The sequence below is a fragment of the Marivirga salinae genome (assembly GCF_030503855.1).
In the GTDB taxonomy this organism is placed as follows: domain Bacteria; phylum Bacteroidota; class Bacteroidia; order Cytophagales; family Cyclobacteriaceae; genus Marivirga; species Marivirga salinarum.
On record NZ_CP129971.1, the window covers coordinates 654,013 to 665,692 of the forward strand.

The window sequence follows — 11,680 nt, forward strand, 5'->3', positions numbered from 1 at the left end:
AAACAAAAGGCTTTTCGCTGTAGCGAAAAACTTGGTACTGTCATATGTCATAACTAAATAGCATTCACCTTCACACTTTAGATATTGTACCCTAAAGGAAGATGGCATTTTAGTCCGAATATTCCATATGCGGAAATTTATTTCGTTCCGCTACTTTTATTTTTATATCACCCAAAACTACCGCCTGACAAGCCAATCTTTCATTGTCCGCCAATCTTTTCTGATTTCTAAACCTTTCTTCAGCAGCCGTTAATTCCCCCAAGTTTTCCATTCCCTCCTCCACTATCATTTTGCAAGTGGTGCACCTTCCTTTTTTTCCACAGGCATGCATCCAATCGATAAAGTTTTCGTGTATAATCTCTAACGCTCTTTTTTCTGTGCTATTAGTGATTATCTTGCGTTCATAAAGGTTGGATATCTCAATTTCAGGCATAAGAATAAATTGCAAAAAAAGTAAATTAAATAATGGAGAGCAAATTAAATCATCAGGCAATTGATGCTTACAGCAAAGCACTAGCAAAACAACTGAGTCAATCTTTCTTCAGTAATTCATCTCACATCAGCGGAAAGGAAATTTTAGAGCTGAGCCCCAACAAACAAATTAATTTGATGGTGCTCAAAAATCTTTTCAGAAAATGGAAAAAAGAGAATGCAAAATTGCAAAGCCCTTATTTCGATTACCATAGCGATGAGGTGAAAAAAGCCATGAAAGATTTCATGAATACGCTCTCTCGTCATATTTATGTTAAAAAAGAACATTTTGAACCTATATTAAAGGAATCAATCAAAGATAGCGTTTTGTTAGCTTTCTCTCCCTATGATTTCTATTCAAAGGAAATAAACCAAAGAGATGACAGCCGCTTGCGCTTATCCGATTTAAAAGATTTGAAAAAATACATCAAATTCAATGATTTTCTATTGGATGGATTAATTGAGAATTTTGAAGCACATAAAGAAAAAGTAGTTTTTAATGATGCTGCTTTTGAGATGTTCAATGAAGTTTGCAGTAATTCTGAAGAACAACCAGCCGATATTCAACCTCTTTTAGCTGAATTTTCTAAAACTTTACCACTTTCTTTAGCGGATATTTATTTGGAAGAAGAAAAAGTGGAAGCAGGTATGTTGAATGACTCTCTTCAAAGCAAAGAAAAACAAACACTTGCCGATAAGCTTTCCAAAAGTGGCGGAAAAAGCATGATGAAAATGCTGACCCTCAACCAGCGTTTTATGTTTGTCAACGAATTATTTGAAGGCAATCAAAATCAATTTCTATCTGCGGTGGAACAAATTGATGGAATGGACAACTATAAAGAAGCTTCCTCCCATGTCAAAAAATCCTTTGCCGATAAATATAGTTGGGATATGGAAACAGAAGAAGTACAGGAGTTTATGGAGTTGGTGGAGAAGCGGTTTGGTCAATAATTGGCTTGGTAAGAGGTACGAGCTGGGAGGCTCCCCAGCACTATGAGCTTGCACCAGCGGCATTTGATTTATACTAATGCCTGACATAGTACTTTAGTAATTTGTTACCTAAAAATAAATAGAATCCGCCAGAGGCGGTAGTAGTTTCCACTTGTGAGACGCTAGCGGAAGAAAATTATTTTCTATCTCCATCCTCTGGATGGTGATAAATACTTGCGCCTATGGCGCTGGATCGAAAGACTGCAAAGTTTCTTTGTCTCCAATCACCTCGTCAAAACTTGCATCCTATGCGCATCCAGCTTTATCAACACAAATAGCAAGATAGTAAATGACCATAACGAAGAACCTCCATAACTAAAAAACGGTAATGGAATACCAGCTACGGGAAAGAGCCCAATCGTCATACCGATATTAATTCCGAAGTGGAAAAAGAAGATGCCTGCCACGGCATAGCCGTATATTCGGGCGAAATTTGATTTTTGTCTTTCTGCTACTACAATTATTCTAACCATGAGCACCAAAAACAAAATAATTAAGACAAAGCTTCCTGCCCATCCGTGTTCTTCTCCTATGGTGCAGAAAATAAAATCAGTGCTTTGTTCGGGTACGAAGTCAAATTTGGTTTGCGTTCCTTCCAAAAAGCCTTTACCAAAAGTGCCTCCTGAACCAATGGCAATTTTAGATTGTGTCACATTCCAGCCATAGCCCAATGGGTCAGCATCTGGGTTGACTAATGCTTTCAACCGGTTTTGCTGGTGAGGCTTCAATACATCTGAAATCACATAATCCACACTTTGAATTACGCCAATTACTAAAACAGCTGCCAAAATGGTAATCCCTATGTTTTTAAGGCGTTTATTGTTAATCACCACTATAATAGTAGCCAATACAATAACTCCTATTGTCAAATAAATTTGGTCTACTAGCAATGTCAAAATGAAAATCAATGCAGCCGACAAGCCTGTAATCACATAAAAAGAAGGGAGCCCTTCTCTGTAATACACCAAAATGAAGCTGATAAAAACTAAGGCTGTTCCTGCATCTCCCTGCATTATGATTAAGCCCATAGGAACCAAAACAAACAGAGAAGATTTAATTTGACCTTTAATTCTATCAAGGCGGACATTATTACTACTAAAATACTTAGCTACAGCCAAGGCAGTTGCAAATTTAGCAAATTCTGAAGGTTGAAGCCGAACAGGTCCTAATACAAACCAGGATTGATTTCCAGCTATTTCAGTACCGATAATTAACACCAAGACTAATAAAACCAGGACCACAGCATAAATGTAATAGGCAAAGGAATCAAAGAACTTATAGTCGAGTATCATGATGGCTATGATGATCACTAAAGAACCTGCAATCCAAATTAATTGCTTACCCGAGTTGAGGTCAAAACTGAAAATATTTTGTTCTTGTTCTGCATCATAGACCACAGCATAGATATTGAGCCATCCTAAAATAACCAGTATAAAAAATACGGCTATCAACAACCAATCTACCCTATTCCAAATGCCATCCTGTCTTCTCATAAATTATTCAAATACGCTTTGGTCATCACATAATTTTCTACCCAAGCTCTGTTGGATGCTACTTCACCTTTTATGTATTTCTCAATCAATAATCCGGTGATGGCAGCAGCAACTCCTCCTCCCCATCCCGCATTTTCTACATAGACAGAAATCGCAATTTGAGGGTTTTCTTTGGGTGCAAAAGCCATAAAAGCAGAGTGATCAAAGCTATTTTTGTTTTGTACAGTTCCTGTCTTTCCTGCTATTTCAATATCTTTAACTCTTGCTACCCTAGCAGTACCATCTACAATTTCACCCATCGCATCCACCACTGTTGTGAAGTGAACAGAATCAATCCCAGTATCTAGTCTATCATACTGTAGTTTATAGTAAGAATCGGGTGTTTCAATTCCTTTTACCATATGTGGGCGAACATAAAACCCTCTATTTGCTAAAATAGAAGCTAAATTGGCTACTTGTAATGGTGTAGTCAATAATTCTCCTTCTCCTATACTTAAAGAATATATGGTATAGAAATTCCAATGGTCTTTTTGATAGTAATAATCATAGTAAGTAGGCCCAGGTACCATGCCTGAGCTTTCATTTGGAATATCGATTCCTAATTTTCGCCCAAAGCCAAGATCACTTAAATAATTATTCCAAGTAGTTAAGCCCACCCTTGCATCTTTATTCATGCCTTCCACTTTTCCTTGCTGAATAATTCTTTTGAACGTTTGATAGAAATATGGATTGCAGGAATATTTAATAGCACCATGCAAATCTTCATTGGTATGGGAACCATGGCAATTAATAATACCTCTATTGCATACTATTCGGGTGGAAGGCACAACTACTCCCTCTTGCAATGCGATTAGAGATTGAACCAATTTAAAAACAGAACCTGGGCGATATTGCGCCATAATTGGCCTGTTAAAAAGTGGCTTTAAAGTATCTTTATTCAGCTTACTGAAATTTTTACTATAATTTCTTCCTGCTAACAGATTGGGATCATAAGACGGGCTATTGACAAAAGCTAAGATCTCTCCTGTTGAAGGTTCAATGGCAACTATACTACCAACCTTATCATCCATCAGGTATTCAGCATATTTCTGCAAATCCAAATCGATGGTGGAAACCAAATTATTTCCAGGAACTGAAAGTGTATCAAATTTACCATCATTAAAGGAACCTTTTTCAATTCCTCTAACATTCACTAACTTATATTTTACTCCTCTTTTTCCTCTAAGTTCTTCTTCATAAGCCGCTTCAATTCCTGAGATTCCGATAAAATCACCTTGTTTATAATAATTGGTAGTATCTCTTTCCAATTGTCTTTTACTTACCTCACCTATATACCCAAGTCCGTTTGCTAAAACAGGCTCAGGATATTTTCGAACAGTACGGGCAACAGGATAAAATCCTTGATATTCTACTAAGCGAGTTTGAATTTTAGCAAATTCTTCATTGCTCAATTGTGGATAAAAAAGGGATTGTTTGATGTAGGAATATCCTTTAGCCTTTTGGATTTTCGCTTCAAATTCCTCTTTAGTGATATCCAACAAGTTACAAAAAGCAGTAGTATCCTGAACCTCCACTTCTTTTGGCACTACCATAATATCATAAACCGGAGTGTTATGAACAATGATTTTATTGTTTCTATCCAGAATCAATCCTCTGTAAGGATATTGCACCACCTTATTAATCACATTATTTTCAGCCGCTAGTTTATAACGACTTTCCATTACCTGAATAGAAAATAATTTCGCCAGGAAAATAATTCCCACCAAAACGATTAAAAATTGAATGATGTACTTCCTGTTTTCTATCATGAAAACCTCCCTTTAGAATAAAATAGATATTGTATAATCACCAACACCAATACGGTCAATAAAGTGCTCATCAACACTTTAGAAATCACATAAAAAAACATATGAAATCCACCTGCTTCTATAAAGAATACTACTGCTAAATGTAAAAACAGTAAGGGAAGTGAATATGCCAAAAACCATGATAAGCTTAGGTCTTTAATGGCCGGGCTATCAACATTTTCATATCCACCTCTTGGAGTAATTGCATTCAACCATATAGGGCGTAGAAAGGCAATCAACGTCATGGCTGCCATATGAGTTCCTAAACTATTATAAAAAATGTCAATGATTAGCCCTGTGAAAAAAGCTAAGAGCAAAAGGTAGTTACGAGAAATTCCCAAAGGAAGCAAAAGCAAAAATCCTACATATACAAAACAGAAAGCACGGTTGTACAACACAAAATTTTGTGCAAACATAATTTGAGATGCCACAAAAAGCACCCAAATCAAAATCTGTTTGAAATTATTACTACTGTTCATATTCTGTTTGCAGTTCCTGTTCCAAAGAATCTTTTTCTTGCTTCAGCTTATTGCCAATTACATATACATAATCCAGACTAAAGAAATCCGCTGAAAGTGCCACTTCTATATCGTAGAAAGTAGCTTCCTCATCAATTTCTACACTTTTAACCGTTCCTAGTTTTACCCCTTGCGGGAAAATGGCATCATAACCAGAGCTTACTACTTGCATTCCTTCCTTCACCTTGATATGGCGAGGCACATACTCTAATGAAATTTCAGTTGGATCTTCGCCTGACCAGTTTGCCGTACATAAAGTCTCCGTTTCATCTATCAGTACTGAAATCAACAAGCTGCTATGCAAAGCTGAATAAGCTGTGGAGAAATTAGAGGACACACTTTTTATTTTCCCTACCACACCTTTTGTATTGATTACGCCCATTCCCTCTTCAATCCCATCTTCGCTTCCTTTATTTAAAGTGAAATAATTTCTGAATCGGTGCACAGAATTATTGACCACTTTCCCCGTGATAAATTCATATTGACCAGAAAGCTTAAAAGGAATATTTGCTGAGTCTAAATCTACTTTGACACTATCCACCGCCAGGCGATTTCTTAAGCGCTCATTTTCCTCCACCAAATTTTTATTGACTTTAGCGAGTTGGAAATAATCCTGCACGGCTTGCTTGTTTTCATATACATTTCCCGCAAAAGCGCTTGAGCTATTAAAATAGGACGCACTGATATAGTCATTATGATTGACTACCAGCCAACCACTTATGACTTCCAATAGCAGAAAGATAAAGAAAGCTCGGTATTGATAAATAAACTGAAATAACCTACGCATTTACCTTTAGGGTTACAGGCAAAAAAATAAACCGCTTTAAAAAGGAAAAAGGAATGCCTTTTATAGGATTCCCTTTTCCAAAAATATTTTGTATTGAATAATTCATTTAACTCATTAAAACTGCTTTGTAATGATTTAAATTTTTCAACGCAATTCCTGTTCCACGAACTACCGCTCTCAACGGATCATCCGCCACATGAATCGGTAGCTTTGTTTTAAGTGCCAGTCTTTTATCAAGTCCCCTTAATAAAGCACCACCACCAGTTAAATGAATTCCATTGTCATAAATATCGGCAGACAATTCGGGCGGTGAAATCTCCAAAGCTTTCAGCACTGCTTCCTCTATTTTAGAAACTGACTTATCAATTGCGAAAGCAATCTCAGAATAAGATACTTTAATTACTTTCGGGATACCTGTCATCAAATCACGTCCGCGGATTTCATAATCTTCAGGACCGTCATCCAATTCGGTTAAAGCAGCACCTACTTCAATTTTAATTTTCTCTGCAGAACGCTCTCCTATTAAAAGGTTATGCTGTCTACGCATATAATCTAAAATGTCTTTGGTGAAAGTATCACCTGCCACTCTGATGGATTGATCACATACAATTCCTGAAAGGGCTATTACAGCAATTTCCGTAGTACCTCCACCAATATCCACTACCATGGAACCAATGGGTTGCTCGATGTCAACCCCTATACCGATACTTGCAGCAATTGGTTCATGAATCATGTAAACCTCTTTTGCTCCTGCATGCTCAGCTGAATCTCGAACAGCTCTTTTTTCCACCTCAGTAATACCTGAAGGAATACAGATCACCATTCTATGAGAAGAAGGCATGAAACTTCTTTTTCCGCCATCAATCATTTTAATCATTCCACGAATCATATGCTCGGCAGCATGGAAATCTGCAATTACTCCATCCTTCAAAGGACGAATTGTCTTTATGTTTTCGTGAGTCTTCTCATGCATCTGCATGGCTTGGCGCCCAATGGCCAACACTTTGTTAGTAGCTTTATCAATGGCAATGATGGAAGGTTCGTCCACCACTATTTTGTCTTTATGAATAATTAAGGTATTGGCTGTACCCAAATCTATGGCTATGTCACTTGAAAAGAAATCAAATATCCCCATGGATGTTCTTATATAATATATTTAAAAATTAACGCTTTGGAAATTTACAAATTACTTTGATAAATTAAGCGGTTCAACGAAAATATTTCCAGATTTATCTAAAGTTTCGCTTTTAATGTTTAAAATGTCTTATGCCTGTGGTCACCATTCTCATGCCATGAGCATCACAATAATCAATGCTGTCCTGGTCCTTAATCGAACCTCCAGGCTGAATCACAGCAGTAATTCCTGCCTGATCAGCAATTTCCACACAATCAGGAAATGGAAAAAAAGCATCCGAAGCCATTACCGCCCCGTTTAAATCAAATCCAAAATCTTTGGCTTTCTCTATTGCTTGCTTCAAAGCATCCACTCTGGAAGTTTGACCTACTCCGCTAGCTAACAACTGACCGTTGTTAGCTAATATAATTGTATTAGATTTTGTATGCTTACATACCTTAGAAGCAAATAATAATGCTTTTTCCTCCTCAGCAGTTGGCGCTTCTTTGGTCACCACTTTCAAATCTGATTTGCTATCTGTGTGTAAATCTCTGTCTTGCTCGATTACACCATTTAACAAGCTTTTGAATTGTTTTTTAGTAGAAAGATTCGTTTTCTTTTTCAATAAAATCCTGTTCTTTTTACCCTTTAATACTTCTAATGCTTCCGCAGAAAAATCAGGTGCAATTAAAATTTCAAAGAATAAAGAATGCATTTCTTCCGCTGCTTCTTTATCTACTATTTGATTCGTAATCAAAACCCCGCCAAATGCAGAAAGCGTATCTGCTGCAAAAGCCTTTTGATAAGCTTCCTTTACTGAATTGCCCAAAGCCATTCCGCAAGCATTGGTATGTTTCAAAATAGCAAACGCTGTTTCTCCTTCGAACTCTTCAATTAAGGAAACGGCAGCATCTACATCTACTAAATTATTGTAAGATAATTCCTTACCATTCAACTGATCAAAAAGCTCTTCCAAATCACCAAAGAAAACGCCTTCCTGATGAGGATTTTCTCCGTAGCGTAAAGTTTTATTTTCAGATATGCTATGCTTAAAGCCCTTGATGGTTTCTTCTTGATTGAAATAGTTGAAAATTGCAGTATCGTAATGAGAAGAAACATTAAAGGCATGTCCTGCAAAAGCTTTTCTGTCTTTCAAATCCGTGCTTCCATCTTTTTCTTGTAAAACTTTTTCCAAATCTGCGTATTGATTTTGCGAAGCCACAATCACCACATCTTTAAAATTCTTAGCCGCTGCTCTAATTAAAGAAATCCCTCCTATGTCAATTTTTTCAATGATATCTTGCTCGCTTGCTCCGGAAGCAACTGTTTGCTCGAATGGGTATAAATCCACAATCACTAAATCAATTTCAGGAATGTCATATTCTTGCAATTGTGCTTTATCCGATTCCAAATCTCTTCTTCCCAAAATTCCACCAAATACTTTTGGGTGCAAAGTTTTGACTCTTCCACCTAAAATAGAAGGGTAACTTGTTAAGTCTTCAACAGCGATGACTTCGGCTCCTTGTTCTTCAATGAACTTTTGGGTACCTCCTGTACTGTATATTTTTACACCTTTATCTTTCAAAATTTGAACGATGGGCTCTAAATTATCTTTATGAAAAACTGAAATGAGTGCCGATTGTATTTTTTTGACTGACATTATCCTAGAATTATTTTTATGCAAAACTAATTGATTTAAAGCTTTTTCGCCTACGCTTTAAAAACTTTATGACATTAGGTTTAATATTTTTTTCAGATTAAAGCCATTTTTCTAATCTTTCAATCCTTAAATGTGTTAAGTATATCAGGCGAAATATAATTTTCGCTTTTATTAAAAAATAGAATTTGAATGTCATTCTTTGATCAAATCATAAATAAAATATTTCCTAAAGAGAAAAAAAATGTAATTCTCACCAATGAGGTTTTGAAGAGAAGTCAGCAGGAATTTGACTCATATGATGAATGGCATGCTTCTGATGTGAGTAAGGAGATTTTGGATAAGATATTCAGAGCTTACCATTTGAAGAAAACTGATATTAAAGACCCTATCCCTATTGCCCTTTTGGAGAGTGATAAAGCCAATGGTTTTGCCATAGCGAATTGTAGCAGTTTACTTGACTCAGATTATAAAATGCTTTTGGAACACTTCAAAAAACAAATTTTATCAATAGGATACAGACAATCTGGCTCGAACAGAAAAGTAACAGCTGAACAAGACCGAGTTATTACCAAAGAGTTTTATTATTTGAAACCGCCTATTCAAATGGAACCGCCCATTGATCAAAGATATGGTAACATTAGTTTGGAGCTTATTCTTTATGATGAAAAGCCTCATTATTTAAAATTAATGGCAAGTGTGTATTCTGACCGATTGTATTCAGAGCCAGAAAGCTTTTCGGATTTGGTAGAGAAGCTTTTTGAGAGGGGGGAGTAAATTCTAACTTCCATAAACATCCTCCAACGCTTTATCTAAATCCTCAAATTTAAACCTAAACCCTGAATTCAAGGTTTTTTCAGCACTTACCTTATTGCCACCCAATACCATTTGTGCCATTTCGCCTAAGATTAATTTCATGGCAAATGAGGGTACATTTGGTAAAATTAAAGGCTTATTCAAGGCTTTAGCCACGGCTTTAGTGACTTCTTTGTTGGTAGCTGGATTAATGCCTACACCATTGTAAACTCCTGTTAATTTATTCTCCATAACGTGCAGAAATAATCTAGCTAAATCCACAATATGAATCCAGCTCATCCATTGTTTGCCTGAGCCTAATGGTGCACCTGCATATAGTTTAATAGGTTGAGCTAATTGAGGAAGTGCCCCGCCTTTATCTGATAAAACAATTCCAATTCTTATTTTAGTAGTAGGAATTTCTAAAGTTTCAAATTGATCCACTGAAGCTTCCCATTTTATAGTGACCTCTGCCAAAAAATCATTGCCAGCAGCAGATTTTTCATCCATCAATTTATCTCCTGTATCCATTCCGTAATAACCAATGGCGCTAGCACTTATGAAATGCTCTGGAGCTTCAGCTGGCATCTTAGCTATAGTTTTATGCAAAAGGGAAGCAGATTCGGTTCTACTTTTGATTATTATTTCTTTTCTGTCATCTGTCCATTTTTTATCAGCAACCCCTGCACCAGCCAAATGGATTATTACATCCGCAAAGCGAATGGCCTCTTCTTCCATTTCTTGCTTTTGGATGTCCCATTCAAATTGTTGGTAAGGATAGTCATCTTTTTTATTTCTGGTTAGATGCGCTACATCATAGCCTTTACCTTTCAAAAGAGCTGAAATTTCAGTTCCTACTAAGCCTGATCCTCCTGTTATTAATACCTTTTTCATAATCTTTTAATCTAATCATTTTTAACTCATACAAAGCAAATAAGTTGGAATAAAAAGAGTGGATGAAAACAAGGCTTGATTTTTGTTATCTGGTCTTGGGTATTTATCGTTTAGTGAAGCTTATATTAAACCTCTTCGCTTTTTCCTTCGCCTATTGGTAAAGAAAATAGGACTTAACTAAACAACATTGTTGCTAAATTTGCTATATCATATTGCTTATATTTACGTTTTAAGGCTTAAAGAATCAAATTAACATGCTAAGATTTATTATATTTTCTACTTTACTTATTTTCAAAATAAATTCTTCAATTGCTCAGTATCAAACTGTAGCTACAGAGCACTATTTATTAGGTGTAGATGTGGAAGGCTATGAAATAAACTTACCATTTTCAAAAGAGAAAGTAGAAGAAAGCTGGAAAGAATATGCAGATGCATTTGGTAAAAGCGAAGAAACCCAATCACATATAACCTATCAGACTTTGTTTAAAGAAGATGTTTATTCTGAAGATGTTTTAATCTATAGTCAAATAAAAGGAAACAAAGAGCAGAGCACTATTTGGACAGGAATTGACCCACAAGGAATCCCGAAGGATATTTATCCAAAATTACAGAAGGAAATGGAGCAATTTGTTTACGATTTCAATATTTACATGAGAAGAAATCAGGCTCAAAAGAAAATTGATGAATCGGAACAAGCAGCATCATATTTAAGCAAGGAATATGAAAGCCTGAAAAAAGATGAGCGTAAAACCCAAAGTAGCCAAGAAAGAACCAATAGTAGAATTCAATCTTATGAGGAAAAATTGGTTGAGTACAGAAAAGATTCTACTGAAAATGCACAAAAACTAGAAACTTTATCTAGTGAAATTGACAGCCTATATGTCGAAATAGAAAAGATTAAAAAAGTGATGGAAACTTTCCGTCAAAAAATGGATGGAATTAAATAAACCATATCCTCTTCATTTATTGATCCTGTAAGCTTTTAATGTAATTCCATCAAACCCTACCATTTAAACATCCAAATTCGTCTTAGTGTAATTTCAGATGCTATTGCACTTAAATTGTGTTCTATTTACCATTTTACAGTCATCACTATATTGAAACTATTATCGAA

11 protein-coding genes are annotated in these 11,680 nt (G+C 35.9%); 3 read left to right on the forward strand and 8 right to left on the reverse strand.

Going from position 1 to position 11,680, the window contains the following annotated elements; all coding sequences use genetic code 11:
- Positions 1–109: 109 nt before the first annotated feature.
- On the reverse strand, positions 110–433 hold the full coding sequence (locus QYS49_RS02795) for a 2Fe-2S iron-sulfur cluster-binding protein (RefSeq protein ID WP_308351565.1): 324 nt from the start codon (positions 431–433) through the stop codon (positions 110–112).
- Between the two features lie 32 nt (positions 434–465).
- Between QYS49_RS02795 and QYS49_RS02800 the strand changes: the two genes are divergently transcribed.
- Positions 466–1,422, forward strand: coding sequence for a DUF8457 domain-containing protein (locus QYS49_RS02800; protein ID WP_308350118.1), 957 nt, complete (start codon positions 466–468; stop codon positions 1,420–1,422).
- A 263-nt stretch (positions 1,423–1,685) separates the two neighbouring features.
- On the opposite strand, the gene rodA is transcribed toward QYS49_RS02800, so the two are convergent.
- From rodA to purH, 6 genes are all read right to left on the reverse strand, one after another.
- Positions 1,686–2,954 (reverse strand): rod shape-determining protein RodA, encoded by a 1,269-nt coding sequence (rodA, locus tag QYS49_RS02805; protein ID WP_308350119.1) that lies wholly within the window; start codon positions 2,952–2,954, stop codon positions 1,686–1,688.
- Positions 2,951–4,762, reverse strand: coding sequence for a penicillin-binding protein 2 (gene mrdA / locus QYS49_RS02810; RefSeq protein WP_308350120.1), 1,812 nt, complete (start codon positions 4,760–4,762; stop codon positions 2,951–2,953). The genes rodA and mrdA overlap by 4 nt, the downstream gene beginning before the upstream one ends.
- The gene (locus QYS49_RS02815; RefSeq protein WP_308350121.1) at positions 4,759–5,280 is read right to left on the reverse strand and encodes a Rod shape-determining protein MreD; all 522 of its coding nucleotides are present in this window, start codon (positions 5,278–5,280) and stop codon (positions 4,759–4,761) included. The genes mrdA and QYS49_RS02815 overlap by 4 nt, the downstream gene beginning before the upstream one ends.
- Positions 5,270–6,106, reverse strand: a complete 837-nt coding sequence (gene mreC, locus QYS49_RS02820; RefSeq protein ID WP_308350122.1) for a rod shape-determining protein MreC — start codon at positions 6,104–6,106, stop codon at positions 5,270–5,272. The genes QYS49_RS02815 and mreC overlap by 11 nt, the downstream gene beginning before the upstream one ends.
- A gap of 106 nt (positions 6,107–6,212) precedes the next feature.
- Complete coding sequence (locus QYS49_RS02825) at positions 6,213–7,241, reverse strand: rod shape-determining protein (RefSeq protein WP_296621029.1); 1,029 nt, start codon at positions 7,239–7,241, stop codon at positions 6,213–6,215.
- A gap of 112 nt (positions 7,242–7,353) precedes the next feature.
- Positions 7,354–8,880: a bifunctional phosphoribosylaminoimidazolecarboxamide formyltransferase/IMP cyclohydrolase gene (gene purH, locus QYS49_RS02830; RefSeq protein ID WP_308350123.1), complete on the reverse strand. Its 1,527-nt coding sequence runs from the start codon at positions 8,878–8,880 to the stop codon at positions 7,354–7,356.
- A gap of 189 nt (positions 8,881–9,069) precedes the next feature.
- On the opposite strand from purH, the gene QYS49_RS02835 reads away from it, so the two are divergent.
- Positions 9,070–9,654, forward strand: a complete 585-nt coding sequence (locus tag QYS49_RS02835) for a hypothetical protein (protein ID WP_308350124.1) — start codon at positions 9,070–9,072, stop codon at positions 9,652–9,654.
- Between the two features lie 3 nt (positions 9,655–9,657).
- Here the strand turns inward: QYS49_RS02835 and QYS49_RS02840 are convergent, their stop codons facing one another.
- Positions 9,658–10,566, reverse strand: coding sequence for a TIGR01777 family oxidoreductase (locus tag QYS49_RS02840; RefSeq protein WP_308350125.1), 909 nt, complete (start codon positions 10,564–10,566; stop codon positions 9,658–9,660).
- Positions 10,567–10,820: 254 nt separating this feature from the next.
- Here QYS49_RS02840 and QYS49_RS02845 point away from each other — a divergent pair, with 254 nt between their 5' ends.
- The gene (locus tag QYS49_RS02845) at positions 10,821–11,513 is read left to right on the forward strand and encodes a hypothetical protein (RefSeq protein ID WP_308350126.1); all 693 of its coding nucleotides are present in this window, start codon (positions 10,821–10,823) and stop codon (positions 11,511–11,513) included.
- Positions 11,514–11,680: the final 167 nt, after the last annotated feature.